General features: G+C 72.5%; 25 protein-coding genes. 21 read left to right on the forward strand and 4 right to left on the reverse strand.

The genetic code is table 11. The features are described from left to right. Window positions 1–27: 27 nt before the first annotated feature. Genes ACPZVR_RS18935 through ACPZVR_RS18945 form a run of 3 tightly spaced genes read left to right on the forward strand, consistent with a single transcriptional unit; the run spans window position 28 to window position 2891 of the window. Window positions 28–1569, forward strand: a complete 1542-nt coding sequence (locus tag ACPZVR_RS18935; RefSeq protein WP_436701233.1) for a LicD family protein — start codon at window positions 28–30, stop codon at window positions 1567–1569. A 17-nt stretch (window positions 1570–1586) separates the two neighbouring features. Further along, window positions 1587–1796 carry a DUF6752 domain-containing protein gene (locus tag ACPZVR_RS18940; protein ID WP_282400526.1) on the forward strand — a complete coding sequence of 70 codons (210 nt, stop codon included), beginning with the start codon at window positions 1587–1589 and terminating at the stop codon, window positions 1794–1796. A 12-nt stretch (window positions 1797–1808) separates the two neighbouring features. After that, the gene (locus ACPZVR_RS18945; protein WP_436701234.1) at window positions 1809–2891 is read left to right on the forward strand and encodes a hypothetical protein; all 1083 of its coding nucleotides are present in this window, start codon (window positions 1809–1811) and stop codon (window positions 2889–2891) included. A 66-nt stretch (window positions 2892–2957) separates the two neighbouring features. Here ACPZVR_RS18945 and ACPZVR_RS18950 read toward each other — a convergent pair whose 3' ends face one another. After that, window positions 2958–4010, reverse strand: a complete 1053-nt coding sequence (locus ACPZVR_RS18950) for a hypothetical protein (RefSeq protein ID WP_436701235.1) — start codon at window positions 4008–4010, stop codon at window positions 2958–2960. Between the two features lie 116 nt (window positions 4011–4126). On the opposite strand from ACPZVR_RS18950, the gene ACPZVR_RS18955 reads away from it, so the two are divergent. The 4 genes from ACPZVR_RS18955 to ACPZVR_RS18970 all read left to right on the forward strand — a co-directional run bounded on the left by ACPZVR_RS18955 (window position 4127) and on the right by ACPZVR_RS18970 (window position 8304). After that, window positions 4127–4381: a helix-turn-helix domain-containing protein gene (locus tag ACPZVR_RS18955; protein ID WP_436701236.1), complete on the forward strand. Its 255-nt coding sequence runs from the start codon at window positions 4127–4129 to the stop codon at window positions 4379–4381. A gap of 175 nt (window positions 4382–4556) precedes the next feature. Continuing rightward, entirely contained in the window at window positions 4557–5921 is a 1365-nt protein-coding gene (locus ACPZVR_RS18960) for a hypothetical protein (RefSeq protein WP_436701237.1), read from the forward strand. Window positions 5922–6040: 119 nt separating this feature from the next. Then, window positions 6041–7237: an acyl-CoA dehydrogenase family protein gene (locus ACPZVR_RS18965; RefSeq protein WP_436701238.1), complete on the forward strand. Its 1197-nt coding sequence runs from the start codon at window positions 6041–6043 to the stop codon at window positions 7235–7237. Continuing rightward, window positions 7234–8304: a MaoC family dehydratase gene (locus tag ACPZVR_RS18970; protein WP_436701239.1), complete on the forward strand. Its 1071-nt coding sequence runs from the start codon at window positions 7234–7236 to the stop codon at window positions 8302–8304. Before ACPZVR_RS18965 ends, ACPZVR_RS18970 begins: the two co-directional genes overlap by 4 nt. 45 nt (window positions 8305–8349) lie before the next feature. Here ACPZVR_RS18970 and ACPZVR_RS18975 read toward each other — a convergent pair whose 3' ends face one another. After that, window positions 8350–8874, reverse strand: coding sequence for a DUF6174 domain-containing protein (locus ACPZVR_RS18975; protein ID WP_436701240.1), 525 nt, complete (start codon window positions 8872–8874; stop codon window positions 8350–8352). A gap of 166 nt (window positions 8875–9040) precedes the next feature. Here ACPZVR_RS18975 and ACPZVR_RS18980 point away from each other — a divergent pair, with 166 nt between their 5' ends. From ACPZVR_RS18980 to ACPZVR_RS19005, 6 genes are read left to right on the forward strand one after another with little or no spacing between them, the layout of a single operon-like run. Then, on the forward strand, window positions 9041–10513 hold the full coding sequence (locus ACPZVR_RS18980) for an ABC transporter substrate-binding protein (protein WP_436701241.1): 1473 nt from the start codon (window positions 9041–9043) through the stop codon (window positions 10511–10513). A 2-nt stretch (window positions 10514–10515) separates the two neighbouring features. Then, entirely contained in the window at window positions 10516–12483 is a 1968-nt protein-coding gene (locus tag ACPZVR_RS18985) for an ABC transporter permease (protein ID WP_436701242.1), read from the forward strand. 1 nt (window position 12484) lies between these two features. Next, the gene (locus ACPZVR_RS18990; RefSeq protein ID WP_436701243.1) at window positions 12485–13267 is read left to right on the forward strand and encodes an ABC transporter ATP-binding protein; all 783 of its coding nucleotides are present in this window, start codon (window positions 12485–12487) and stop codon (window positions 13265–13267) included. Beyond that, complete coding sequence (locus ACPZVR_RS18995; RefSeq protein ID WP_436701244.1) at window positions 13264–13971, forward strand: ABC transporter ATP-binding protein; 708 nt, start codon at window positions 13264–13266, stop codon at window positions 13969–13971. The genes ACPZVR_RS18990 and ACPZVR_RS18995 overlap by 4 nt, the downstream gene beginning before the upstream one ends. Further along, window positions 13968–15608: a choice-of-anchor P family protein gene (locus ACPZVR_RS19000; protein WP_436701245.1), complete on the forward strand. Its 1641-nt coding sequence runs from the start codon at window positions 13968–13970 to the stop codon at window positions 15606–15608. The genes ACPZVR_RS18995 and ACPZVR_RS19000 overlap by 4 nt, the downstream gene beginning before the upstream one ends. A gap of 3 nt (window positions 15609–15611) precedes the next feature. Continuing rightward, window positions 15612–16190, forward strand: a complete 579-nt coding sequence (locus ACPZVR_RS19005) for a hypothetical protein (protein ID WP_436701246.1) — start codon at window positions 15612–15614, stop codon at window positions 16188–16190. A 121-nt stretch (window positions 16191–16311) separates the two neighbouring features. On the opposite strand, the gene ACPZVR_RS19010 is transcribed toward ACPZVR_RS19005, so the two are convergent. Continuing rightward, a complete protein-coding gene (locus tag ACPZVR_RS19010; RefSeq protein WP_436701247.1) occupies window positions 16312–17514 on the reverse strand; it encodes an MFS transporter in 1203 nt (400 codons plus the stop codon). Window positions 17515–17569: 55 nt separating this feature from the next. Here ACPZVR_RS19010 and ACPZVR_RS19015 point away from each other — a divergent pair, with 55 nt between their 5' ends. The 5 genes from ACPZVR_RS19015 (at window position 17570) to ACPZVR_RS19035 (ending at window position 22200) form a co-directional block, all read left to right on the forward strand. Next, window positions 17570–18130, forward strand: coding sequence for a histidine phosphatase family protein (locus tag ACPZVR_RS19015; RefSeq protein ID WP_436701248.1), 561 nt, complete (start codon window positions 17570–17572; stop codon window positions 18128–18130). Between the two features lie 76 nt (window positions 18131–18206). Next, complete coding sequence (locus ACPZVR_RS19020; RefSeq protein WP_436701249.1) at window positions 18207–18902, forward strand: DUF6758 family protein; 696 nt, start codon at window positions 18207–18209, stop codon at window positions 18900–18902. Window positions 18903–18977: 75 nt separating this feature from the next. Next, window positions 18978–20687: a bifunctional lysylphosphatidylglycerol flippase/synthetase MprF gene (locus ACPZVR_RS19025; protein WP_436701250.1), complete on the forward strand. Its 1710-nt coding sequence runs from the start codon at window positions 18978–18980 to the stop codon at window positions 20685–20687. 35 nt (window positions 20688–20722) lie between these two features. After that, on the forward strand, window positions 20723–21595 hold the full coding sequence (locus ACPZVR_RS19030) for a PHP domain-containing protein (protein WP_436701251.1): 873 nt from the start codon (window positions 20723–20725) through the stop codon (window positions 21593–21595). Next, window positions 21592–22200 carry a MarC family protein gene (locus ACPZVR_RS19035; protein WP_257424169.1) on the forward strand — a complete coding sequence of 203 codons (609 nt, stop codon included), beginning with the start codon at window positions 21592–21594 and terminating at the stop codon, window positions 22198–22200. Before ACPZVR_RS19030 ends, ACPZVR_RS19035 begins: the two co-directional genes overlap by 4 nt. A 150-nt stretch (window positions 22201–22350) precedes the next feature. Here ACPZVR_RS19035 and ACPZVR_RS19040 read toward each other — a convergent pair whose 3' ends face one another. Beyond that, window positions 22351–23112, reverse strand: a complete 762-nt coding sequence (locus tag ACPZVR_RS19040; RefSeq protein ID WP_436701252.1) for an SDR family NAD(P)-dependent oxidoreductase — start codon at window positions 23110–23112, stop codon at window positions 22351–22353. 70 nt (window positions 23113–23182) lie between these two features. Between ACPZVR_RS19040 and ACPZVR_RS19045 the strand changes: the two genes are divergently transcribed. The 3 genes from ACPZVR_RS19045 to ACPZVR_RS19055 all read left to right on the forward strand — a co-directional run bounded on the left by ACPZVR_RS19045 (window position 23183) and on the right by ACPZVR_RS19055 (window position 25740). After that, on the forward strand, window positions 23183–23974 hold the full coding sequence (locus tag ACPZVR_RS19045) for a ParA family protein (protein WP_436701253.1): 792 nt from the start codon (window positions 23183–23185) through the stop codon (window positions 23972–23974). A gap of 7 nt (window positions 23975–23981) precedes the next feature. Beyond that, window positions 23982–24770: a L,D-transpeptidase gene (locus tag ACPZVR_RS19050; protein WP_436701254.1), complete on the forward strand. Its 789-nt coding sequence runs from the start codon at window positions 23982–23984 to the stop codon at window positions 24768–24770. Window positions 24771–24873: 103 nt separating this feature from the next. Further along, window positions 24874–25740 (forward strand): exonuclease/endonuclease/phosphatase family protein, encoded by an 867-nt coding sequence (locus ACPZVR_RS19055; RefSeq protein WP_436701255.1) that lies wholly within the window; start codon window positions 24874–24876, stop codon window positions 25738–25740. The last annotated feature ends 69 nt before the right edge of the window (window positions 25741–25809 follow it).

The raw sequence follows: 25809 nt of genomic DNA on the forward strand, positions 1-25809 counted from the left end.
CAGGACGCGTTCTGACAGGCTGGTTCCATGAGCAACGCGCCGACCCTGGCGGTCACCGCCGTCGACGAGGAGGGCCTCCTCCTCTCCGACGTCGCCGAGGACCGTGCGCTCGACGTCCTCTTCGACGACCGCCGGATCTGGTCCTTCTGGTCGCTGCGCGACACCGCCGAGGAGGCTCCGGACCGGCCCGCGGAGCGGCGCATCGCCTGGCCCGATCGGATGCGGCGCTTCCTCGACGGCGCGACCCGGCTCAGCGTCCGCGACCACGTCGCGGGCACGGTGCTGCACGACGAGGAGACGACCTTCGGCGCCGGCGAGGGGCGGATCGCGTTCGTCAACAAGCAGGGCCTGCCGGTCGCCCTGGACAAGTCCGGGCGCTTCCACCCCGAGTTCTCGGTGCGCAGCGGCGACCAGCTCGAGCCGCTGCTCGAGGCGATGCACCGCGTGATCGCGGTCCTCGAGGAGGAGGGGATCGCCGCGTTCCCGGCGTACGGCACCCTGCTCGGCGCGGTCCGCGAGCAGGACTTCCTCGGCCACGACTCCGACGCCGACCTCGGCTACGTGTCCCGGCACGGTTCGCCGGTCGACGTCGTGCGCGAGTCCTTCCGGCTGCAGCGGGCGCTGGCCGCGCGGGGCATGGCGACCTTCCGCTACAGCGGCGGCGCCTTCCGGATCGACGTCGAGGAGAGCGACGGCTCCGTGCGCGGGCTCGACCTGTTCGGCGGCTTCTTCGCCGGCGACGGGAAGCTCTACCTCATGGGCGAGGTGGGGGTCGACTTCCGCGAGGAGTGGATCCTGCCGCTGTCCACGGTCACGCTCGCCGGCCACGAGTTCCCGGCGCCGGCGGAGCCCGAGCGGCTCCTGGAGGCGATGTACGGCCCGCACTGGCGGGTCCCGGACCCCGCCTTCAAGTTCGAGACCTCGGCGGCGACCAAGGCCCGGCTCGACAACTGGTTCCGCGGCCTGTCGCCCTACCGCCGCGAGTGGCAGACCAACCGTGACCACCGCAAGGGACCGGTGGACGCCCCGGCCTCCGACCTCGCCCGCCGGCTGGCGGCGGCGGCGACGCCGGACACCCACGTCCTCGACGTCGGGGCGGGACGGGGCAGTGACGCGCTCCACCTCGCGCGGCAGGGCTTTCGGACGACCGCCTACGACTACGTGCCGCAGACGCTGCGCAAGGCCGAGCGGCGCGCCGGACGCGAGGGCGCCCCGCTCGAGGTGCGCACGATCAGCCTCACCCAGCTCCGCTCGGTCCTCGCCGAGGGCGCCCGCGTGGCCCGTGAGCAGGGACCACGGGCCGTGCTGGCGCGCCATGTGCTCGACGCGACCACCGAGCGTGGGCGCGAGGGTCTCCTGCGCTTCGCGGCGATGGCGCTGCGAGGTGGCGGCCGGTTGTACGCCGAGTTCGCGACGGGCGCGGGGGAGACCGACGAGGGTTTGTATCCTGTTCCACTCGACAGCGTCCTCGCCGAGATCGACCGGTTCGGCGGATCGGTGCTCTCGGCGGACGTCGAGCCGGGGACGCAGGACCGGGCCGGCCGGGCCGTCGTGGTCGCCCAGTGGTGAGGGCAGTGAGGGAAGAGATGACACAGAATCGCTGGAACCTGTTCGCGACGGTGCGCGCGCAGCGGCTGCGGATCGAGGCGCTCGAGGCCGAGGTCGTCGAGCTGCAGCGGCACTACGTGCGTATGGCGGAGCTGGTCGACGTCGTCCAGGAGCTGCTGATCCCCGTCGCGCAACGCGACGAGGCCCGGATCGCCGAGGCGATCGAGGCGTTCGACAAGAGCCTGTAAGGAACCGGTCCGTTGGCCCGTCGCGTCTTCGTCCACATCGGCCTGCCCAAGACGGCGACCACCTATCTGCAGACCATCGTCTGGTCGTCGCGGGACCGGTTGCGGGAGGACGGTGTGCTGCTGCCCGGCCTGGGGCGCTTCGACCACCTGTGGAGCAGCCGGATCGTGCGCGACGACCCCCGGCTGCCCAAGGCGTCCGAGGAGCACCGCAGCGCATGGGAGCGGCTGCGCGCGGAGATCGCGGCCTACGACGGCGACGCGTTGGTCACCCACGAGTTCTTCGCGGCGGCGAGCGCCGAGCAGGCGCGCCGGATGGCCGACCAGCTCGCTCCCGCCGAGATGCACGTGGTGATCACCGCCCGCGACCTGCTGGGGCTGTTCACGGCCAGCTGGCAGGAGAGCCTGAAGAACCGCGGCACGGCGCCGATGAGCGACTACTCCCGCGAGGTGTCCGACGACCCCCGCGACGTGTGGAACTGGCGCACCCTCGACCTGCACCTGGTCCTCCAGCGGTGGTCGGAGGCCGTCGCCCACGAGCGGATCCACGTGCTCCCGCTCGACACGTCCGCGCCCCGCGACGAGATCTGGCAGCGGTTCGCCGGCCTGCTGGGTCTGCGCGCGGACGCCTACGACCTGAGCCGGTCCTTCCCCAACGAGTCGATGGGGGTCGTCGAGGCCGAGGTGCTGCGCCGGGTCAACGAGCACCTGGTGGCCCGCAAGGCGCTGGGCGCGGCCCGCGACCGCGGCATGTTCATCCGCACGCATCTCGCCGACGAGCGCCTGGTGCCGCGCCGGGGGGAGAAGTTCTGGCCCCAGCCCGACCGGGTCGCCGAGTGCCGCGCGCGCAACGACGCCGCCCTCGACTACCTGCGCACCCACCCCGTCGACGTGGTGGGGGACCTCGCCCGGCTGGAGATCCCCGCCGAACTGGCGCCGCGTCGTACGCCGGACTCGGTGACGGAGGAGGAGGTGGCCGCCGTCGCCACCGACCTGGTCGCGACCCTGCTCGGCGAGGTGCGTGACCTCCGGGTCGAGCGCGCCGCCCCTCCTGGGCCGGGCCGTCGAGGACTGCTCGGGGCGTTGCGCCGTCGCTGACCGCACGGGCGTCGCCGCCCGGATCGGGGCAGCGGCGCTCCCCGAGGGCCCGTGAGGACCCGGCCGTCAGGAGGCGGGCCGTGACGAGAGGTCGTGGATGACCCGCTGCCGGACCGCGGCATAGGCGGACTTGTTCTGTGACGCGACGGTGCCCGCGTAGTGCACGGCGGCGAACTTCGTCAGGAGCAGGGACCGGCGCTCGACCCACCGGTCGGTCAGCGGCCCCGGCTTCAGCTCGCGCAGGTAGTGCGCGCCGATCATGCCCGGCCAGGAGACGACCTGCCGGTCGGAGCGGCGGGGGTCGGTGCGCATGGCACGACTGTTCTGCAGGTCCCGCGCACCGTCGATCAGCGTGATCCGTGCCGGGTCGTAGCGGTCGGCCTCGCGGCGCTCGACGATGGACTTGACCTGGATGCCGCGGATCGTCCCGCTCGCGGTGTCGACGACGATGAAGTCGGCATTGGCCGAACCTGCCCAGCGCTCGAACTGGGGCGGCCCGGGCACGACGATCAGCCGTCGGTCGCGCCGGGTCAGGTCCAGCAGGGCGATATAGGCGTCGATCTCCGTGAGCGCGCCGGTGTGCATGGCCCGGCCGGTCCGGACGTCGTCGCCGAAGTACAGGTCGTCCTCGATGAGGATGTTGCGGTACTCCGAGAAGGTGAGCACCTCGCGGGCCAGGTGGTAGCAGGTCGACTCCACGATCTCCCGGTTGGCCAGGCCCGGGACCCCACACAGGAGCGCGGCCCAGAAGGTCCCGGCATGGGCGTTGAGCCGGTGGAAGTTCAGCTCACTGCTCAGCTGCGCGAGCGTGTCGAGGAACGCGGCGACGCCGTCCTCGTCGGACTCGGTGAGCTGTTCGGCCCGGGTGGCGGCCCACCGCTCGACGAAGGAGCTGACGCCGCCGAAGCCCGCGTTGGCCCAGGCGGAGTACCCCATGGAGAACGCGCGCAGCTCGGGAAGGGGCGGGGCCTGGCCGAGAGCCAGGGCGTCATGGAGGATCTCACCCCAGCGGACGGCGAGGCGGCGGACGTCGCCGAGCCGCGCCTCCAACTCGTCGGGATAGCTCGGGAACCGACCCGGCTCGCGACGATAGGGCACGACGAACTCGTCGAACTCCATGACTCACCACCCCCCATCGGGACAACGTCCTGTGTAACACTCCGTTACGAATCATGCTATAGAAGGCCATACCTGTCTGGTGTTCGCGAGGAACTCCCGATAGCGACGATGGGGCGGTGCCCTGGGACGAGGAGGCGGCCCGTCTGCTCGGCCGCCGCGTGCGGCGGCTGCGTGAGGGCCTGGTCCTGTCGCAGGAGGCGCTCGCCCACCGTGCGGGCTGCTCCAAGAACCACGTCCAGCTGATCGAGGCCGCCGGCCGACGTGCCCCGGCGCGCCCGGTGAACCTGCGGCTGACCACGCTCTACGGCCTGGCCGAGGCGCTGGGCGTGACGCCGTGGGACCTGGTGCGCGACCCCGACCCGGGCGGGTGAGGGCCGCGGTGCGGGAAGGATGCGGCCCCTTCTTCGGAAATGACAAGGATGTAATTCGAGGAATTACATCCTTGTAGTTATTCACGGCGTATTGCCATGGTGAAGTTGTTACTGGTGTGATTCCTGAGGCAATTGTTCGCTCGGTGCATTTCGGCACCGTGATCGGGGAGGTCCCATGCGCACCCAGAGCTCGCTTCGATGGCTTCGCGCCCTACCGGCGACGGTCGCTGCGCTCGCGGTCCTGGCGACCCTCCTGGTCCTCGCGACGGCGACCGCGGGCAGCGGCCGGGGTGCCGCCCTCGAGAACGCGGCCGCCGCGTCCGACCCGGGCAGCGCGAGCGGGATCCGCCTGGTGCAGGCCAACATCAAGTCGGGCATGTCGGCGTCGAACACCGCCAGTGACCTCGGTCAGGTCTTCGCCCAGCTGCCGGACTTCATCACCTACAACGAGGTCTCCAGCCGGCCCGACGCGATGCTGGCGCCTCCCGGCTACGCCATCCAGCGCACCCCGGGCACCTACACCGGCGCGACCGCGGTGGTCTGGGACACCGCGCGCTGGACCAAGATCGCCGCCGGCACCTACAACATCTCCGAGGTGTGGGGGAAGACGAAGAAGCAGAAGGTGCACTGGGGCGTGCGGTACGCCAACTGGGTCACCGTGCGCAACGCCGAGGGCAAGACCGTCTCGGTCGTCGCGGTGCACTTCGCTCCGGCGAGCAAGTACACGATGGGCCTGACCCTGCCGTCGTACCAGCGGATGGCCGCCCTCGCCCGGACCCTCTCGGCACACGGCCCGGTGCTCATGGGCGGTGACGTGAACGTCAACTTCCGTTCGGCGGCCTACCCCCGCAACGAGATCGCCGCCCTCGGCCTGGCCAACGTCTTCGACCTGTTCGGCGTCGCGCCGGCCACCCACGACAGCGGCGCGGTGATCGACCACGCCTACCTCTACCAGGGCGACCCGCTGCTCCCGGTGACGAACCTGACGACGGTCGGGCTCCACTCCGACCACCACCTGGTCGTCGTGGACCTCGGCAACGTCGGCCAGCGTGCGGGTGCCTTCGCCCCGGGCCTGGTCTCCAACAAGGACGACGCCAAGACCACGATGCGCCTGGCGCGCAGCGCCATCGACCAGGCTCCGCCCGGGTCGGCGCTCCATCTCGCCTCCAAGAAGCTCTCGGGCAAGGGCGTCTACAAGTCGATCGTCAACGCCCGCGCCCGCGGCGTCGAGGTCCAGATCATCACCGGCCACCGCAAGGCCACCGCGCTCGACACGAAGCTCGCCAAGCTCCTCGGCACCAAGAAGAAGCACAAGTCGTGGGCCAAGCGGAAGTCGAACTGGGGCAAGACCGGTCTGCCACGGGCGCTCGTGCTCGCCAGCACCTCGGGTGGCACCCGGGCCGTGCGGATCGACTTCAACCGCACCTGGGTCCCCAAGGACCAGAAGCGCGCGGGCTCGATCGCCCAGATCCGCTCCGACCAGTTCGGCTACGACGAGATGTTCGTCCGCTACTTCGCGGCGGTCGGGCGCACGATCTAGCCGCTCCGGACGGGTCGGCGACATGACTCATGTCACGGATCTCGGGCACTGTTCGGGGGGCGCTGGGAGGCCGGTTCGCGGGTACAGTGCGCTCCGGCACGACCAGTGAAAGGGAGCTGATGACCCGGCTTTGTCAGACCGAAGGCCTCTCCGAGGACCAGTCCGAGATCCTGAAGGCCGTGCGCGTCTTCGTGGACGAGCAGATCATCCCGGTCGCCCAGGAGCTCGAGCACTCCGACACCTACCCGCAGGAGATCATCGACGGGCTCAAGGAGCTCGGCGTCTTCGGCCTGACGATCCCCGAGGAGTTCGGCGGGCTGGGCGAGTCGCTGCTCACCTACGCCCTGGTGGTCGAGGAGATCGCCCGCGGCTGGATGAGTGTCTCGGGAGTCATCAACACCCATTTCATCGTGGCCTACCTGCTCATGCAGCACGGCACCGAGGAGCAGAAGCAGAAGTACCTCCCGCGCATGGCGACCGGCGAGGTCCGGGGCGCCTTCTCGATGTCCGAGCCCGGCCTCGGATCCGACGTCTCCGCGGTCTCGACCAAGGCCACGAAGCAGGACGACGGGTCCTACTCGATCACCGGCCAGAAGATGTGGCTGACCAACGGCGCCACGTCGACGCTGGTCGCGCTGCTCGTCAAGACCGACGAGGGCGCCGACAGCGTCTACAAGAACATGACCACCTTCCTCGTCGAGAAGGAGGCCGGCTTCGGCGAGACCGCCCAGGGCGTCACCGTGCCCGGCAAGATCGACAAGATGGGCTACAAGGGTGTCGAGACCACCGAGCTCATCCTCGAGAACCACCGGATCTCCGCCGAGGCGATCCTCGGCGGTGAGCCGGGCAAGGGCTTCTTCCAGATGATGGACGGCGTCGAGGTCGGGCGGGTCAACGTGGCCGCCCGCGCCTGCGGCCTGGCCTGGCGTGGCTTCGAGTTGGGCGTCGCCTACGCCCAGCAGCGCAAGACCTTCGGCAAGGTCATCGCCGAGCACCAGGCGGTGCTCTTCCGCATCGCCGAGATGGCGACCAAGGTCGAGGTCGCGCACAACATGATGGTCCGCGCCGCGCGCCTCAAGGACACCGGCAAGCGGATGGACGTCGAGGCCGGCATGGCCAAGATGGTGGCCTCGGAGTACGCCAACGAGGTGGTCGAGGACTCCTTCCGGATCCACGGCGGCTACGGCTACTCCAAGGAGTACGAGATCGAGCGGCTGATGCGCGAGGTCAAGTTCATGCTCATCGGCGAGGGCACCTCCGACATCCAGAAGATGATCATCGGGCGCCAGCTCCTCAAGGAGTACAAGCTCAAGTGAGCAGCGCTGCGCAGCCGGCGAGCGGAGTCGTCGCCGACAAGACCGACCCGGGCAACTTCTTCGAGGACTTCGAGGTCGGTCAGGTCATCCGGCACGCGACGCCGCGCACGGTGACCGAGGGGGACCGGGCGGTCTACGGCTCGCTCTACCCGACCCGGTTCGCGGTGCCGTCGTCCGCGGTGTTCGCGGCGTCGGTCGGCCTGGACCCGCACCCGGTCGAGGAGCTGATCGCGTTCCACATCGCCTTCGGCAAGACGGTCCCGGACGTCTCGCTCAACGCGGTCGCCAACCTCGGGTACGCCGAGTGCCGGTTCCACGCGCCCGTCGTGCCGGGCGACACGCTCAGCACCACCTCCGAGGTGATCGGGCTCAAGCAGAACTCCAACGGCAAGAGCGGTGTGGTCTACGTCCGCTCCACGGCGACCAACCAGCGCGGCGAGGTCGCGCTGGACTGGGCGCGCTGGGTGATGGTGCACAAGCGCGACGCGTCGGCCGCCGCGCCCGAGACCGTCGTCCCCGAGCTCGCCTCGGCGGTGGCGCCCGCGGACCTGGTCGTCCCGGCGGGGCTCGACTTCACGGCGTACGACTTCGCCGCGGCCGGTGAGCCCCACCGCTTCGGCGACTACGTCGTGGGGGAGCGGATCGACCACGTCGACGGCGTGACGCTGACCGAGTCGGAGCACCAGCAGGCCACGCGGCTGTGGCAGAACACGGCCAAGGTGCACTTCAACGTCGAGGCCCGCCCCGACGGCAACCGGCTCGTGTACGGCGGCCACATCATCTCGATGGCACGCGCGCTGTCGTTCAACGGGCTCGCCAACGCCCAGCTGATCGCGGCGATCAACGCGGGTGCGCACACGGCGCCGGCGTTCGCGGGCGACACGGTCTACGCGTGGTCGGAGGTCCTCGACAAGGCCGAGACCGGCGCGCCGGGCGTGGGTGCGCTGCGGCTGCGGCTGGTGGCCACCAAGGGCCGTGACGTATCGATGATCCTGCGTGGCGAGGACGGGAAGTACGCCCCCGGCGTGCTGCTCGACCTCGACTACTGGGCGCTCGTCCCGCGCTGAGCCGGGCCGGGAAGGCCCCGGGAGGTCCGGGTCCCGGCCGAGCGGTCAACCCGTCACGCCGACCCGCACGTTCTTGATCGTGTAGGTCACCTCGTCGTCGACGCCCTGGGCGATCCGGTCGAGCATCACCGCATCGGGGTGGTCCTGGCCCTCGGGCCAGTCGACCCTCGTCTTGGCGACCTGGGGGTCGTTGGCCATGGCGATGATCTCGTCGATCGTGAGCCGGGCGAAGTCCGGTGCGGACCGGCCGGCGGTCGGTCCGTCGAGCGAGGTGGCCTCCGTGACCTCGCCGTCGCGGACGACCACCTCCACGGTGCCCACCTGGGGGCAGTAGCAGAGCACCTCGAGCTCGTAGGTGTAGTCCTGCGGGCCGTAGCCGGGGAACGCCCCCGTGCCGGCCGATCCGGTGGTCGTGCTCGTCGTACTCGGCGGGTCGGTCGCCTCGGCGCTCGGGCTCGCCGACGCCGTCGTCCGGTCCGCTGCCCGGTCGGACTCCTTGCTGCAGGCCGACGCCGCCAACAGCAGGGGGACGAGCGCGGCGAGGCTGGCGAGGGCGGCGGTCGGACGCATGGTGCTCATGATGCCTGTGACGTCTCGCGGTGCCCAACGGTTCCCGCGACGCGCCACTGAAACACGTTCCATTTTGGGGCGTGACCTGGGTCACGTCCGCCTCGTTGGTCGAGAGGCGGTCCGGACTCAAGATGAGGTGAGTGAATCAGTGGTGACGAGCACGCGCTTGCGCAGGACGAGCGGGGTCGTCGTGGTCCTGCTGGCGCTCACGGCCTGTGGCTCCCAGCTCGACCCGGCGACCGTGGCCAAGGCCAGCGGTCAGAGCGGTACGACGGGAGCCGGCTCCGGCACCGCCGGCGACACCGGGGTCGTCGCCGGTGACGCACCGGCCGCCGGCGACGTACCGCTGGGCGGCGACGCGCCCGCCGCCGGCGCTCCCGGCGACCCGGGCGCGGCGGCCGGCGACGGAGGCGGGGGCGGTGCCGCCGGTGCCGCCGGTGACGGAGGCAAGTCCAAGGGCAAGGGCTCGCCCACGGGCGGCGCCAAGGCCGCCTCCTGCGACGGCTTCAAGAACCAGACCGGCATCACCGACAGCACCATCTCCCTCGCCAACGTCTCGGACATCTCCGGACCGGTGCCGGGGATCTTCGAGTCGGCGCAACAGGCCACCCGCGCCTATGTGGAGTACTTCAACTCCCAGAACACGATCTGCGGCCGCAAGCTCGCGCTGACCAACCTCGACAGCCGTGCCGACGCCGGCGCCGACCAGCAGGCCTACGTCAAGGCGTGCAGCGAGGCGTTCGCCGCGGTCGGCTCGATGTCGGCCTTCGACTCCGGCGGCGCGGCCACGGCCGACTCCTGCGGGCTGCCCGACATCCGCTCGACGATCGTCAACCCGGAGCGCCAGGCCTGCAAGTCCTGCTTCGGCGCCTACTCGATCCGCACCAACCTGATCCCGGACGCGGCGTCGAAGTGGTTCGCGCAGAAGTTCCCCGACGCCGTCAAGAACGCCGCCGTCCTCTACATCAACGCCGGTGCCGCGCCGGTCAACTCCAAGAGCATGGCCGCCGGGTACGAGAAGGGCGCCGGCTGGAAGGTCACCTACCTCCAGGGCATCGACGTGGCGGAGTTCAACTTCGCGCCCTACGTCCAGCAGATGAAGGACAAGGGCGTCCGGGCGGTCGCCTACCAGGGGCCCTACCAGAACACGGTCAAGCTGCAGCAGGCCATGGCCCAGCAGGGCTTCAAGCCGGACTTCTTCCTGCAGGACCCGACCGTCTACGACAAGCGCTACGTCCAGCAGGCGGGGTCCGCGGCGGAAGGCACCTACGTCTACGCGGCCAACGACCTCTTCGAGAACACCAAGAACGCCGAGGTGCAGCTCTACCTGTCGTGGCTGCAGCAGGTGAAGCCGGGCGCCATCCCCAACTACTACGGCCTCTACGCCTGGTCCGCGGCCCGCCTGTTCGTCGAGAAGGCCATCTCGCTCGGCGGCAAGCTGACCCGCGAGTCCCTGGTCGCGGCGTTCCGGGCGACCACGGCGTGGACCGGCAACGGGGCGCACACGGCGATGAACCTCTCGACGCCGAGCTCGCCGCCGTGCCTGAAGGTCATCCAGTACGCCGGCGGCCGGTGGCAGCAGGTCTCGCCCGGCGACTACATGTGCGGCGGTGTCGTCGACTCCGGGGTCGGAGGCTGATCGTGGGCTCCCTCCTCGCCTACGTGCTGCTCGGCCTGTTCACGGGCGCGGCGTACGCGATCATGGCCAGCGGCCTGGTGCTGACCTACACGACCACCCGGGTGTTCAACATCGCCCACGGTGCGTTCGGCATGTTCCTGTCCTTCGTGTTCTGGGACTTCACCCAGCGCCAGGGGATGCCGACCGTGCTGTCGCTCGTCCTGGTGCTCGGCGTCGTGGCGCCGGCGATCGGCTGGTTCATCCAGCGCTTCGTGACCCGCGGCCTCGGCGAGGGACCGGTGTCGGTGGCGCTCGTCGTCACCGTCGGCCTGCTGGTCGGCCTGATCGGGCTGGCCCAGCAGATCTGGCCGCCGGAGCCGCGCGCGCTGCTGCCGTTCTGGCCCGACACCAGCTGGAACGTCGGCGGCACCTATGTCACCGCCCATCAGCTGGTCACCCTGGTCTGCGCGATCGCGGTGGCCTTCGGCCTCTACCTCCTGCTCGGCCGTACCCGGATCGGTACCGCGATGCGGGCCTCGGTCGACAACCCCGAGCTGCTCAAGCTCTTCGGCGGCAAGCCCGACCGCGTGGCCGCGCTGTCCTGGGCGATCGGCATGTCGCTCGCCGCCCTCGGCGGCATCCTGCTGGCGCCGGTCGTGCTGCTCGACTACTACGGCCTCACCCTGCTCGTCATCAACGCCTACGCCGCCGCCATGCTCGGCCGGCTCAAGAGCCTGCCGATGACCTTCGCCGGCGCCATGTTCCTCGGCGTGCTGGAGTCGCTCGCGGTCGCCTACCTGCCCAAGGACGGCTTCCTCAACTCCTTCCGCGCGGTGATCCCGGCGCTCTTCCTCTTCGCGATCGTGGTGCTGATGCCGCAGGCCCAGCTCCGGATCGGCCAGGTCAAGGGCATCGTCACCGCGCCCGTCCCCCCGATGCGGACCTCGATCGGCTCCGGCGCCGGGCTCCTGGTGGTGGCACTGCTGCTCGTCAACGTGGTCGCGCCCAACCAGGTGCTGCTCATCGGCGTCGCGGCGACGTACGCGATGGTGATGCTGTCGCTGGTGCTGCTCACCGGGTACGGCGGCCACGTCTCGCTCGCGCAGTTCACGTTCGCGGGAGTCGGTGCGCTCGCCTACGCCAAGCTCGACGAGCCGAACCTCGTCGGGCTGCTCGTGTCGGCGCTCATCGCCGCGGCCGTCGGCGCGCTCGTCGCCCTGCCCGTGCTGCGGCTGACCGGGCTCTACCTGGCGCTGTCGACGATGGCGTTCGCCGTGCTCATGGACAAGGTGATCTTCAACGCCGACTTCGCGTTCAAGTTCAACGGCACCCTGGCCGCCGAGCGGCTCTCGATCCTGGGCATGCGGATCGGTTCGGACGTCTCCTACGTCTGGTTCATGGTGCTGGCGTTCGTCCTGCTGTCCCTCGGCGTGCTCGTCCTGCGTCGTGGTGCCCTCGGCCGGCTGCTCATCGCCATGCGCGACAGCCCGTCGGCCTGCGGCACGCTCGGCCTGGACATGCGCTGGTTCCGGGTCGGTCTGTTCGCCCTGTCGGCGGGCATCGCCGGCCTGGCGGGAGGGCTGTTCGCCGGCCTGCGCGGCACGGTCGGCGCGGCCGACTTCCTCTACTTCCAGTCGCTGCTCGTGCTGCTGCTGGCCGTGGTCTTCGGCGCGACGTCGGTCACCGGCGCGCTGCTCGGCGGCACCGCGCTGATGCTGCTCCCGGAGTTCCAGGCCGCCTCGCCGGGGATGGCCGGCCTCCTGTTCGCCGTGATCGGCTTCGGCGCCGTGCTCCTCGGTCGTGATCCCAACGGCATCGCCAACCACCTGTTCCGCGTCGGCCGCTGGCTGCGGTCCCGCCTCGCCCCGGGGTTGGAGGAGCAGCTCCGGGGCCGGCTGGGCGGGCTGCTGCCGCGCGGTGGGGGCGGCGTACCGGAGACGGTGGCGGTCGCCGACGCGACCGACACGATGGTGATCGAGAAGGTGGTGTGAGATGGCGCTGCTCGAGGTCGATGACGTTGTCGTCAGGTTCGGTGGCGTGACCGCCGTCAACCGGGCGACCTTCACCGCGGACCGGGGCACGATCACCGGACTGATCGGCCCCAACGGTGCGGGCAAGACCACCTGCTTCAACGTGATCACCGGCCTCCAGCGACCGACCAAGGGCCGGGTCCGCTACCGCGACCGCGACGTCACCGGCTGGCCGGTCCACCGGCGCGCGCGCCACGGCGTGGGCCGGACGTTCCAGCGGCTGGAGGCGTTCGGGTCGCTGTCGGTGCGTGACAACGTCCGCGTGGCCCAGGAGATCCACGGCGGACCCCTGGCCTGGTTCGGCGGCCGACGCGGCGCGCACGGCGTGGACCTGCTGCTCGACCGGGTCGGGATCGCGGAGTACGCCGACGAGCGGGCCGACTCGATCCCGACCGGGACCGCCCGGCTGCTCGAGCTCGCCCGGTGTCTGGCGGGCGACCCCCAGCTCCTGCTGCTCGACGAGCCCTCCTCGGGACTCGACGAGACCGAGACCGATGCCTTCGGGGAGCTGCTCGTCGACCTCGCCGCCGAGGGCTGCTCGATCCTCATGGTCGAGCACGACATGGACCTGGTGATGAGCGTGTGCCACGACATCCACGTGCTCGACTTCGGCGAGATCATCGCCTCGGGCGGTCCGGCCGAGATCCGCACCGACCCGGCCGTCCAGCGGGCCTACCTCGGCTACGCCGAGACCGACGGCGCCACCAGCGTGCTGGAGCCGGTGACCGAGGAGGTGCTGTCGTGAGCGTCCCGATCCTCGACGTCATCGACCTGCATGCCGCCTACGGACGGATCGAGGTGCTGCGCGGCGTCGACCTGTCGGTGCCGCGGGGGGCGGTGATGGCCCTGCTCGGTCCCAACGGGGCCGGCAAGTCGACCCTGGTCAAGGTGATCAGCGGCCAGAAGGCGGCCACCTCCGGCGACATCCACCTGGCCGGCGTCCACGTGCAGGGGGCCGCCTCGGACGACCTGGCGCGGGTCGGGCTGTGCACGATCCCCGAGGGCCGCTCCGTGTTCCCGAACCTCACCGTCGAGGAGAACCTCGTCCTGATGTCCTACGCCGGCGTCCCGGCGCCGGCGATCCTCGACACCGCCTACGCCTACTTCCCGCGCCTGCACGAGCGCCGGCACCAGCTGGCCGGCACCATGTCGGGCGGCGAGCAGCAGATGCTCGCGATGGCGCGCGCGCTCGCCTCCGACCCGGCGCTGCTCCTGCTCGACGAGCTCTCGATGGGCCTGGCCCCGCTGATCGTCGACGAGCTCTACGAGACCGTCGCGCGGATCGCCGAGTCCGGCGTCTCCATCCTCTGCATCGAGCAGTTCGCCCGCACCGCGCTGCGGGTCGCCGACTACGCCGCGGTGATGAGCGGCGGCCGCATCGTCGCGACCGGTGAGCCCGGCGAGATCCTCGACACCATGGCCGACGTCATCCTGGGAGGGGCGGCATGAGACAACCCACGAAGGTCCTCGTCACCGGCGGCGTGATCGGCTCCCTCGCCCTCCTGGCGACCGGGCCCGTCGCGTCACCGGCCGCGGCCGACGACGGTGCCGCGGCGGCGTACGGCGGCTACACGGCCCAGGCCTGGTCGGCCCCGATCCGGGTCGAGGTCTTCGAGCCGAGCCTGCCGATCCCCGTCGACGCGGGGGTCGCCCAGCTGGAGTTCGACCTGGGCTACAGCAAGGTCAAGGCCGACTCCGGCGAGTCACGCGGCCGGGCCAGCCTGTTCTGGCCCGGTGACCCGGTCGGCGAGGGCCTGAAGACCTTCGCCGAGCAGCTCGGGCTGCCGCCGAACCCGCTCACCGACGGCGGCTACCCGATGCAGGTCAACTCGCAGTACCCCGGCGATACGCCGACCCAGAAGGACGAGACGATCCCGGGCGCCATCATGACGACGACGTCCGGCGACAAGACGGCCTCCGCCGAGACCGGCTTCTCGCCCGACGGCGCCGTACTCGGTCCCGAGGGCGCCACCGCCGACCCGGCCACGAAGAGCGGGCTGCTCGACCTGCTCAACGGCGTCACCGGGCTGCTCACGGGCGGTCTCGGCGGCGGACTCGGCGGCGGCCTCGGCGGCGGCTCCGGGGCCGCTCCGGCCGCGGGTCAGACCCGGGCGGCCGCGCCCGGCCTGCCGCCCCAGCTGGCCGCCCTCGTCGACATCGACGGCTACGTCTCGACCAGCCGGATGGACGCCACCGGGGGCAAGGTCGTCGGGGTCTCCCGCGCGACGATCGGCGAGATCCGGCTGCTGGGCGGCCTGGTGACCCTCGGCGGCGTCGAGGCCGTCGCCAAGTCCACCTCCGACGGCGCCACCGGTACGGCGACCGGGTCGGCCACCTGGGGGAAGCTGGCGATCGCCGGCCAGGAGTTCGGCATCGGCCCCGACGGCGCGCTCACCATGGGCAAGGTCACGCCGATCCCCGGGCTCGACAAGCTGCCACTCGACGCGCTGCAGGCCCTCGGCGTCAGCATCGAGGTGCCCCAGCAGGTCCGCACCGTCGACGGCGACGCCGGCACCAGCGTCTCGGAGGGCCTGCGGATCACCATCGACACCCACCTGCTCGCCCCGCTGCTCAAGGCGCTGCCCACCAACATCCTCGCCGAGCTCATCCCGGCCCAGGCCGGCCCGCTCAAGGGCGTGGTGTCCGGCCTGTCCAACCTCGCCCCCAAGGTCGTCGTCACCCTCGGCATCGCCGAGGCGAAGGTCGACACGGTCCCGCCGATCGAGGTCCTCGCCCCGCCGCCCCCGGCGGGGGAGGAGGCGCCGCCGGCAGCCGCGCCCGAGGCGGCGCCCGCGCCCGCGGCAGGCGGGGTCGGCGTACCGTCGGCGGTGGCCCCGGTGCCGGCGCCGACCGGAGCCGTCCCGCCCGCCGGAGCCGCTCCGACCGGCGTCCTCGCGGACGCGGCACCGACCGGCGCCGGGCTTCCCGAGCTGTTCTCCATCCCCGGCCTGCTCCTCGTCGCGGCCTTCGCCGCCGCGGCGGTCGCCGGATCCTGGTTCCGCCGGCTGGGCGCCGCGGCCCTCGGGATCGGCGCCTCCTGTCCCCACGGCCTCGACAGCGGCCTTCCCGATCTCCGAAAGGCCTGAGCCATGACCACAGCCGCCACCCCGTCCGGTAGTCGCTCCGGCCGCCTGCAGGCGCTGCCGCGGGCCGGCGAGTCCGCCGGCTCCGGCCGATCGGGCATCGCGCCGCTCAAGGACAACCACTACGCCTTGCTGCAGGTCGTGCTCTTCTGGGCGGGCGCCGTCATGCTCCCGCTCGGCATCGTGGTGATCATCCTGGGCTGGTACGGCGCCGCCAACACGCCCTACCAGTGGGACCAGATGTCCTACGTCGTCTCCGGCGGCATGCTCGGCCTCGGCCTCACCTTCGTCGGCGGCTTCCTCTACTTCGGCGCCTGGCTGGCCCGGATCGCCGCCGACGGCCGGGAGTCGTCGAAGCGCCTCGCCGACACGCTGTTGGTGCTGGCCGAGGTCACCGCCACCTCCGCGCGCACCGACGAGCAGGGCCACGACGTCGGCGCCATCCCCGTCGTCGCCGGCGGCGGCACCACCATGCACCGGCGCGACTGCGCGCTCATCGCCCACCGCGACGACCTCGCCCCGGTCGGCGAGGACAACGCGCACCTCGCCACCTGCCGGGTGTGCCGGCCGACCGCGCGACGCTGACCTCGGAACTCACGCCGACCCGGCGCAGATGAAACCCGGGAACGCGCCGACCCGGCCCAGATGAAACCCGGGAACACGCCGACCCGGCGCAGATTGAACTTCAATCTGCGCCGGGTGGGCGTCAATTCCGATGAAGACTGCGCCGGGTCGGCGTCATCTCGGATCCGCCCCGCGCGGCGAACCAGCGGGCGAGGGGCACCAGGCCCAGCACGAGCGCCATCGGGACGACGAAGCCGAAGCGCAGCTCGTCCTGCCCGACGACGCCGGTGAGCACCGCTCCCAGGAGGCCACCGACGTAGTTGAACTGGTTGAACCGCGCGATCACGGCGTCCACCCGCTCGACGGAGCCACCGGCGATCCGGGCCGCGGCCGAGAAGCTCAAGGGCGCCACGACCGAGATGCCCGCGCCGGTCAGCGTGAAGCCGAGGACGGCGACCGGCCAGGTCGGTGCGGCCGTCACCACGACCAGACCGGCGCAGGCGACCACCGCGCCGACGCGCAGGACCGGCGTCACGCCGTACCGCTCGACGAGGGAGTCGCCGGCCAGGCGCACCACCAGGCTCGCCGTGAGATAGGGCAGCGTCGCGAGCGCCACCCACCGGCTGGGCGCGTCGACGACCTCGTCGAGGTAGACCGCACCCCAGGTCTGGGCGGCGGTGTCGACCATGTAGAACACGACCATGCCGAGGCCGACCATGAGGATCGGCCGCCACGGCACCGCCACGCCGGCGCCGGTCTCCGCGGGCCGGGCGCGCCCGTCGCGGGGCAGGAAGGCCGCGCCGGCGCAGAGCAGCGGGACGACGGCGATCAGGGCGGTCCAGGCGAGCGGGGCGTCCGCGGTCGCGAGGGTCACGGCCGCGCCGAGCAGGCCGCCGAAGGTCCAGGCGCCGTGGAAGCTCGGCAGGATCGTGCGGCCGTAGCGCCGCTCCAGCGCGACCGCCTGCATGTTGGTCGTCGCGTCGACCATGCCGAGCCCCACGCCGTACACCCCCACACCGAGGAGGTACGCCGCCCACACGGGCGAGGCGAGCATCAACGCGGAGCCGCCCCCGACCAGCACCAGGCCGGCGCGCAGCACGCGTGCGCTCGCCGCCCGGGCGGCCAGGCGCTCCGCGAGCACCGACCCGCCGCCAGCGAGGAGGACGATGGCCAGCAGCACCCCCGAGATCGCCAGCTCCGAGAGGTCCCATCGGTCCTTGAGGTCGGGCAGGCGGGTGGTGAGCCCGATGAAGACGAAGCCCTGGGTGGCGAAGCCGAGCGCGATGGCGAGGCGGAAGCGACCCGGCGTCGCGGGCGGGCCGCTCGGACGGTCGGTCGGGGGCATGGCGGGATCCTGCCACCGCCGGGGCCCGCGCGCGCCCGACTGGCAGGATGTGCCCATGGCCGAGTCCGCGTTCCTGGCCCGCCACGGCGCGACGGAGTGGAGCGTGGCGGGGCGGCACACCTCCCGCACCGACCTGCCCCTGCTCCCGGAGGGCGAGGAGGTCGCGCGCGGGCTGGCCGCCCGGCTCGCCGGTGTCGCCTTCGCCGAGGTCCTGACCAGTCCGCTGCAGCGGGCCCGGCGCACCGCGGAGCTCGCGGGCTACCCCGACGCGGAGGTCAGCGACGACCTGCGCGAGTGGGGCTACGGCGACTACGAGGGCCGCACCACCGCTGAGATCCGCGAGCAGGTGCCCGGCTGGACCGTGTGGACCCACCCGTCACCCGGCGGGGAGTCCGCCGCGGCGGTCACCGCGCGCTGCGACCGCGTCGTCGCCCGGATCCGCGTCGCAACGGGCCCGGTGCTGGTGGTCGCCCACGGCCATGTGCTGCGCGCGCTGGCCGCCCGGTGGCTCGGCCTGCCCGCGACCGACGGGCGGCTGTTCCGCCTCGACACGGCCACGCTCTGCGAGCTCGGCCACGAGCGGGAGACACCCGTGCTGCTGCGCTGGAACAGCTGAATGCAGGCGAGCCTGGCTCCGTGCGACCGGCGCCGGGTGCTTGACGAACCGGCCGCGGCGCAGCACGGTGTCGGACATGTCCACCGACGAGCCGGGAGCGCCCCGCGACGGCGGCGGGGTGCGCGTGGAGTGTCCGCGCTGCCCCGCGCCGGTGGCCGAGGTGGGCGACGGGCGGTGGTCGTGCCCCGACCACGGCGTCGTCGTACCTCTCTGGCGGCCGGTCACGTCGTCGTACGACGAGTTCGCGGCGCATCTGCTGCGCGTGGGCCCGCTCTTCCCGACCTTCCTGCCCTGGCCGCTCGGACCCGGGTGGGCGGTGAGCGACTTCGCCGCCGTGGTCGCCGAGGGCGACACCGCGCACGCCACGATGGCCTGCGTCTCCGGGACCAGCCAGCTCGACGGACCGGTCGACGTGATGGTGATCAGCGAGGAGCCCGGCACCGGCTTCGGCGCCCGCGTCGCCGGACTCTCCTCCCCGGACGACCCCGAGCGTCTCGACCCGGGTCACGAGGTGGGCGAGGGCCCGCCGCCGGTCCGGGTGCGGGTCGAGCAGTACCCCGTCGGGCTGTGGCCGGTCTCCGTGAGCGCGGCGCCGGGGGAGTGGGACCGCTCCGTGCTCGCCGGCGAGGCGGGCGGGCGGTGGCTGTGGCTGATCCTGCGGCCCGCCTCGGCGGTCCTGCTGCTCCGCGACGACTGGATCCTGCGCGACATCTCGGCGACCGGGCCGCAGCTGGTCGCGCTGCCGTTCGGGGGGCCCGCACCCTCCTGGTGAAGGTGGTGCACGCACCACCCCAGGTCGGGTCGGTGCGCTACTGACCGCGCGCCCTCGCCCGGCCAGGCTGGAGACATGTCAGCCACGGAAGCCATCGCCAGCGAGTCCCCCTCCGCACCGCGTCGCTTCGCGGCGGTGCGCCGCCGCCCGTTCACGGCCCTCGGGCTCCTCCTCATCGCGCTCGTGGGGCTCGGCAGCGGCGCCCTCACCGGCGACGTCCTCGAGCACGCGTGGGCGCGGGACCTGGCCTACGGGCCGGGCGCCCTCGAGGACGGCCGCTGGTGGAGTCTGCTGACCGGGCCGCTGTTCGCCATCGCGCCCTGGTGCTACCTGCCCGTGCTGCTCAGCTTCGGCCTCGCGATCGGGTACGCCGAGCCGCGGCTCGGCACGCTGCGGACCGCGCTGCTGTGGCTGGGCACCCAGGCCGGCAGCGTGCTGGTCGCCAGCGGGCTGATCCTGGCCGTCGGCCCCGAGTCCCTCCGGCAGGCCCTCGACGTCGGGCCCTCGGGCGGCGCGCTGGCCGTCGCCGCGACGATGACCGCCTTCCTCGGTGCCGCCGCCCGTCGGGTGACCCGCGGCGCGCTGGTCGGCTACGCGGTCGTCTCCCTCCTCCTCGTCGGGCACCTCGCCGACGTCGTCCACCTCGTCGCGGTCGCCGGCGGCCTGCTGATCGGATCGGCGATCGGGCCCCGCCGCCGTCCCGTCGTCAACCGCGACCGAGCCGTCGAGCACCTGCGGCGCGAGGGTGGCGGCTCGATCTCGTGGATGACGACCTGGCCCGGCGTGCGCTACTTCTACGACCCGCAGGGCGAGGGCTACGTCGCCTACCGCCGTCACCTCGGCGTGGCCCTGGCGCTCGGCGACCCGATCGGGACTCCCGCCTGGCGTGACCGCGCCCCGGCCGCCTTCGCGGCCTTCTGCGCCGACGAGCACCTGATCCCCAGCCACTTCGCGGTGAGCGGACCGGTCGCCCGGGCCATCGGCGGGCGCAGCCTGCAGGTCGGCGAGGACACCCTGCTGGACCTGCCGGAGCTGGAGTTCCGCGGCAAGCGGTGGCAGGACATCCGCACGGCACGCAACCGCGCGGCCCGCGACGGCATCCGCTTCGAGCTCGTCGTCCTGGCCGACGCCGACCCGCGCGTCGTCGCCCAGGTCCGTGCGATCAGCGACGGCTGGCTGCGGCGTCAGCGGACCCCCGAGCTCGGCTTCACCCTGGGCGGCGTGGACCACGCGATGGACCCGCGGGTCCGGGTCGCGCTCGCCCTCGACGCCGAGGACCGCGTGCACGGGTTCCTCTCCTGGCTGCCCGTGCACGGCGGCGAGGGACGCGTCGACGGCTGGACCCTGGACCTCATGCGGCGGCCCGACGACGGCTTCCGGCCGGTCATCGAGTTCCTGATCGCCGAGTCGTGCCTGGCCTTCCGCACGGAGGGCGCGCGCGTCGTGTCGCTGTCGGCGGCGCCGCTGGCGCGTAGCACCGGCGAGCCGGAGGGCTGGCTGCAGCGCGGACTCGAGCGCTCGGCGCGGTTGCTCGAGCCGCTGTACGGCTTCGCCTCCCTGCACGCCTTCAAGGCGAAGTTCTCGCCGCGCTGCGAGGCGCTGTACCTCACCTACCGCTCGCTCGCGGACCTGCCCCGGATCGGTGCCGCGGTCCTCGTCGCCTACCTGGTCACGCCCAAGACCCGGGACGCCGGCGTACCGGCTCCCCGGCCGCTGCCACGGCCGACGCCCGCCGCCGCGGGCCGCACGGCCGAGCCGGCCGCGCCGGAGAGGGTCGCCGCCTGACGGTGCGGCGGGCGCCGAGCCTCTAATCTCATACGGTGACGATCGACCTCCACACGCACTCCAGCGTCAGCGACGGCACCGCGGCGCCCGCCGACCTGGTGCGCGCGGCCGCGGCCGCCGGGCTGGAGGTCGTCGCCCTCACCGACCACGACACCACCGCGGGCTGGACCGAGGCGGCCACCGCGGCGGAGGAGGTCGGCATCGGCCTCGTGCGCGGGATCGAGATCAGCACCCGCTACCGAGGCGCCGGCGTGCACCTGCTGGCCTACCTCCCCGACCCCGGTGACCCGGCGCTCCAGGCCGAGCTGGGCCGGATCGTCGCCGGTCGGGAGGACCGGGTGCCGGCGATGCTCGCCCGGCTGCGGGAGCTCGGCCTCCCCGTCACGGAGGAGGCGCTGGCCGAGGTGAGCCCCGACAACCGCGTGACGGGCCGGCCCCATGTCGCCGACCTGCTCGTGCGGCTCGGGGTGGTCCGCAACCGCGACGAGGCGTTCGCCCGCTACCTCCACGACGGGGGACCGGCCTTCGTGGACAGGTACGCCGCCGACCTGGTCGCGATGCTGGGGCTCGTCACCGGAGCCGGCGGGGTCGCCGTCCTCGCCCACCCGTGGGGTCGCGGCTCCGCCTCGGTGCTCGGCGAGACGGCGCTCGCGGACCTGGCGGACGCCGGGCTCAGCGGCGTCGAGGTCGACCACCTCGACCACGATCCGAGGTCGCGCGCGCACCTGCGCGCGATCGCCCGCCGGCTCGGTCTCGTCGTCACCGGGTCCAGCGACCACCACGGCACCGGCAAGACCGGGCACGCCCTCGGCAGCGAGACGACCGCGCCGGCCGAGCTCGAGCGGATCCTCGCCCGGGCGGCCGCCCTCGGCTCCCCGACGGGGCTGGTCGGAGGGGTGCGCCGATGATCGAGTACGTCCTGCTGGTGGAGGTCTTCGTCACCCTCTTCGTCATCATGGACCCCGTCGGCACGGTGCCGATCTTCCTGTCGCTCACCGCCGGACGCAGCCCGGCCACCGCCCGCCGCGCGGCCTGGCAGGCCGTGGCGGTGTCCTTCCTGGTGATCACGCTGTTCGCCTTCTTCGGCCAGCAGATCCTCAACTACCTGCACATCTCGCTGCCCGCACTGCAGTGCGCCGGCGGGCTGCTGCTGCTCCTGGTCGCGCTCGAGCTGCTGACCGGCAAGGAGGAGGCGATGACGGCGTCCACCGACGCCAATATCGCCCTCGTGCCGCTCGGCACCCCGCTCCTCGCGGGTCCCGGCGCCATCGTCGCCACCATGCTCTTCGTCCAGGACATCGACACCTGGGGCGACGGGATCGCGGTCGCGCTCGGTGTCATCGGCGTGCACCTCGCCCTGTGGGCCGCGATGCGCTACTCCCTCCCCATCCTCCGCCTGATCCGCGAGGGCGGCGTCCTCCTCGTCACCCGGATCGCCGGCCTCCTGCTCTCCGCCATCGCCGTCCAGCTGGTCGCCGACGCCGTCCGGGCCTTTATCGCCGGCGAAGGCTGAATCCGCGCGCGATCGGCACCCAGCGCGCACGCTGGCTGCGTTGTCGTCGGTCGACGGCCCGCTTCGCTCCGAGGCCGCCTCCCTCCTCCGCCTTGCCAGCGCACACGCTGGGCACCGCTCGCGCGCGGATTGGTGGGCCGGCCATCTCCGTTACTTGCGGCCGAGGGACTGCAGGCGCTGGAGGAGGGAGCGGGGGACCAGGCGGCTGACGGTGACGATGGCCCGGTAGCGCCTGGAGGGGATGGACATCGGGCGGCCGCGGTCGAAGTCGGCGAGGGCGTCGCGGACCAACCGGTCGGGTTCGAGCCAGAGCAGCCGGGGGGCGGAGGAGTCACGGTCGATGCCCAGGCGCTCGTGGAACTCGGTCCGCACGAAGCCGGGGCACAGGGCCATGACCGTGACGCCCCGGCCGGCATACTCCTGGTGCGCCCACGCGCTGAACGAGTTCACCCACGCCTTCGCCGCGCTGTAGGTGCCACGGGGGAGGAAGGCGGCGACGCTCGACACGTTGATCACGCCGCCCCGGCCGCGCTCGACCATGCCGCCGAGGGCCGCGTGGGTGAGGCGGAGGACCGCGCGGACCAGCACGTCCTGCTGCGCCTGCTCGACCTCGATCGGGTTGTCGAGGAAGCGCTCCTTGAGGCCGAAGCCGGCGTTGTTGACGAGGAGGTCCACGGGCGCCGACCGGTCCGCGAGCCTCGCCTCGACCCGGGCCAGGGCCTCGGGGACGGTGAGGTCGGCGGGGAGCAGCTCCACCCCCACGTCGTACGTCGCGCGCAGCTGGTCGCCGACCGTGGCGAGCCGGGCCTCGTCGCGGGCCACGAGGACCAGGTCGTGGCCGCGGGCGGCGAGCTGGCGGGCGAACTCCAGGCCGATGCCGGCGGTCGCGCCGGTCACGAGGGCGGTGGGCATGGCGCAAGAGTAGGAGTCACGCGGCCGGGTCCGGGGACGCGCGGCACGTCATCCGGCATGATGGGGGGCGATGAACAGCGTGCCGGCTCCCCCCACGATCCTCGCTGTCGCCAATCAGAAGGGCGGCGTCGCGAAGACCACCAGCGTCGCCTCGATCGGCGCTGCCCTGGCGGAGCGCGGGCAGTCGGTGCTGCTCGTCGACCTCGACCCGCAGGCGTGCCTGACGTTCTCGCTGGGCATCGACCCCGAGGACCTGGAGCTGTCGGTGCATCACGTCCTGACCAAAGGCACCGCGGTCGCCGAGGTGATCATCGAGACCGACGACGGCGTCGACCTGCTGCCGGCGACCATCGAGCTGGCCCGCGCGGAGGCGGATCTGCTGACCCGCACCGGCCGCGAGCACGTGCTGCGCGGTGTGCTGGACGACCTGCGGGGGAGCGGCCGCGGCTACGACTGGATCCTGCTCGACTGCCCGCCCTCGCTCGGGGTGCTCACGGTCGCGGCGCTCACCGCGGCCGAGGGGGTGCTGATCCCGCTGCAGTGCGAGACGCTGTCGCATCGCGGTGTCGGCCAGCTCCTCGACACGGTCCACGACGTACGCCGCTTCACCAACCGCGATCTCGCCGTGTGGGGCGTCCTGCCGACGCTCTACGACGGCCGGACCAACCACGCGCGGGCGGTGCTCGACACGATCTCCGACACCTACGACCTCGAGGTCGTCGAGCCGCCCATCCCGAAGACCATCAAGTTCGCCGAGGCGCCGGCCGCGGGCCGCTCGATCCTCGCGACGAGCCGCACCAGCAGGGGCGCTCAGGCCTACCGCGAGGTCGCCGGCTCCCTCCTGGCCCGGTCGGGGCGCTGATCGGCCGGTGTCGAAGCACGCCGCACGCCGCGCTCCCGGGCGCCGTCGTGCCCACCGCCACCGTGGTCAGCGGCGACGGGTCCCGGCGCGTCCGCGCTACGGCCGGATCTCGGCACTCGCCGCCGCGCTGACGGTGACGGCGATCGGCGTGGCGGGCGCGTTCGGCGTCCTCCCCGGCGATCCGGACGGTTCGGCCGCCGCGAGCGCCGTCGACGGCACCCGGCCGTCCTCGCCGCCGTCCTCGCCGCCGGACCCGGCGGCGGACCCGGCGGCGGACCCGGCGGCGGGGAAGGCCGCTCCGACCGCCGGCCAGGAGCGCGCTCTCGACGGCCCGCTCAACGGCGAGCTCGCCGATGTCAGCACCCCGATCGCCGCGGAGTCGGGCTCGACCGAGCTACCGGCCGCGTCCGGCACCGGTCGGCGGGTGGTGTTCAGCGAGGGACGCCAGCGGGTCTGGCTGGTCGGCGCCTCCGGGTCGGTGGAGCGGACCTACCCGGTCTCGGGCAGCATCTACGACAACCTGGAGCCGGGCACCTACGCCGTGTACTCCCGCAGCCGCAACGCGATCGGCATCGACGACTCGGGCACGATGGAGTACTTCGTCCGCTTCACCCAGGGCACGCAGGGCGCCGCGATCGGCTTCCACACGATCCCGGTCGACGACGGCAAGCCGGTGCAGACGATCGCGCAGCTCGGCACCCCGCTCTCGCACGGTTGCATCCGCCAGGCCCGCCCCAACGCGATCGCGCTGTGGGAGTTCGCGCCGATCGGCACCAAGGTCGTCGTCACGCCCTGATCGCGACCGGAGTCGAGCCCACCAGTCCCAGGGGTCACGGCAGTCCCAGGACGAGCCCGGCACGATTTGCCCTGCTCGGGGGGCGTCTGTCTAGGGTGCCCGGATGCTCGCCCACCTCGGAAAGCACCTCGCCACGACCGTCGCCGCGCTGACGGTCCTGACCCTCGCCGTGACCTTCGCGCCCGCGCAGGGCACCGCCGCGGCGCCCTCGAACCCCGAGCCGGCCGCGGTCCCGGACCCGGCCACCTCGCAGAAGGGCGGCGGCTTCGAGATCCGGGCGATGTCCTTCAACATCCTCACCGCCTCGATGGCCCCCGGCGGCGCGACCCGGGCGCACCGGGCGGCCACCGAGGTGCAGAACAACAAGCGCACCGTCGTGGCCTTCCAGGAGGTGCACCAGTCCCAGCTGAAGGTGCTCCGCAACCGCCTGCCGCGCTACAAGTTCTACCCGCGCCGCACCCTCGACAACTTCAGCGGCGCGATCCAGATCGCCTGGCACACCGGCGAGTACGACGTCCTCGACAAGGGCGAGATCTACCGGCCGTCCATGGGCAAGATGCGGGCGATCCCGTGGGTCAAGCTGAAGCACCGCGTCACCAAGCGCTCCTTCTACGTGATCGCGATCCACAACGCGCCCGGCGGCCTCGAGGCCGAGCGGGACATCTCGACCGTGCGCGAGATCAGGCTCATCAAGCGCCTCGGCGCCAAGGGCAAGCCGGTCGTGGTCATGGGCGACATGAACGAGCGTGTCGAGTTCTGCCAGCGGGTCGCCAAGGCGACCGACCTGGTCTCGCTCGGCGGCACCAAGCGCAACCCGTGCCCCGTGCCGCCGAAGGCCGGGCCCGACTGGATGCTCGCGACCTGGACCGGCACCAAGTTCAGCGACTACCGCAAGGTCTACAACGGCATCAGCGACCACCCGATGCTCGTCGGCAACGTGTGGGTGGAGCCGCTGCCGCCGAAGGCCTGACCCACCAGCGCGGAAGAGCGGACGCCGCACGACGCAACGACAGCCCGGGCGATGCCCGGGCTGTCGTTC

This window comes from Nocardioides segetis (assembly GCF_051390595.1).
GTDB lineage: Bacteria > Actinomycetota > Actinomycetes > Propionibacteriales > Nocardioidaceae > Nocardioides.

Bases quoted from the DNA above. Each gene is read 5' to 3' on its own strand.
- ACPZVR_RS18940 (WP_282400526.1), top strand. From the start codon at position 1,587: ATGACACAGAATCGCTGGAACCTGTTCGCGACGGTGCGCGCGCAGCGG.
- ACPZVR_RS18975 (WP_436701240.1), bottom strand. From the start codon at position 8,874: ATGCGTCCGACCGCCGCCCTCGCCAGCCTCGCCGCGCTCGTCCCCCTG.
- ACPZVR_RS19045 (WP_436701253.1), top strand. From the start codon at position 23,183: ATGAACAGCGTGCCGGCTCCCCCCACGATCCTCGCTGTCGCCAATCAG.
- ACPZVR_RS18965 (WP_436701238.1), top strand. From the start codon at position 6,041: ATGACCCGGCTTTGTCAGACCGAAGGCCTCTCCGAGGACCAGTCCGAG.
- ACPZVR_RS19010 (WP_436701247.1), bottom strand. From the start codon at position 17,514: ATGCCCCCGACCGACCGTCCGAGCGGCCCGCCCGCGACGCCGGGTCGC.
- ACPZVR_RS18960 (WP_436701237.1), top strand. From the start codon at position 4,557: ATGCGCACCCAGAGCTCGCTTCGATGGCTTCGCGCCCTACCGGCGACG.
- ACPZVR_RS19020 (WP_436701249.1), top strand. From the start codon at position 18,207: ATGTCCACCGACGAGCCGGGAGCGCCCCGCGACGGCGGCGGGGTGCGC.
- ACPZVR_RS18950 (WP_436701235.1), bottom strand. From the start codon at position 4,010: ATGGAGTTCGACGAGTTCGTCGTGCCCTATCGTCGCGAGCCGGGTCGG.
- ACPZVR_RS19015 (WP_436701248.1), top strand. From the start codon at position 17,570: ATGGCCGAGTCCGCGTTCCTGGCCCGCCACGGCGCGACGGAGTGGAGC.
- ACPZVR_RS19055 (WP_436701255.1), top strand. From the start codon at position 24,874: ATGCTCGCCCACCTCGGAAAGCACCTCGCCACGACCGTCGCCGCGCTG.
- ACPZVR_RS19000 (WP_436701245.1), top strand. From the start codon at position 13,968: ATGAGACAACCCACGAAGGTCCTCGTCACCGGCGGCGTGATCGGCTCC.
- ACPZVR_RS19040 (WP_436701252.1), bottom strand. From the start codon at position 23,112: ATGCCCACCGCCCTCGTGACCGGCGCGACCGCCGGCATCGGCCTGGAG.
- ACPZVR_RS19025 (WP_436701250.1), top strand. From the start codon at position 18,978: ATGTCAGCCACGGAAGCCATCGCCAGCGAGTCCCCCTCCGCACCGCGT.
- ACPZVR_RS19035 (WP_257424169.1), top strand. From the start codon at position 21,592: ATGATCGAGTACGTCCTGCTGGTGGAGGTCTTCGTCACCCTCTTCGTC.
- ACPZVR_RS18935 (WP_436701233.1), top strand. From the start codon at position 28: ATGAGCAACGCGCCGACCCTGGCGGTCACCGCCGTCGACGAGGAGGGC.
- ACPZVR_RS18990 (WP_436701243.1), top strand. From the start codon at position 12,485: ATGGCGCTGCTCGAGGTCGATGACGTTGTCGTCAGGTTCGGTGGCGTG.
- ACPZVR_RS19005 (WP_436701246.1), top strand. From the start codon at position 15,612: ATGACCACAGCCGCCACCCCGTCCGGTAGTCGCTCCGGCCGCCTGCAG.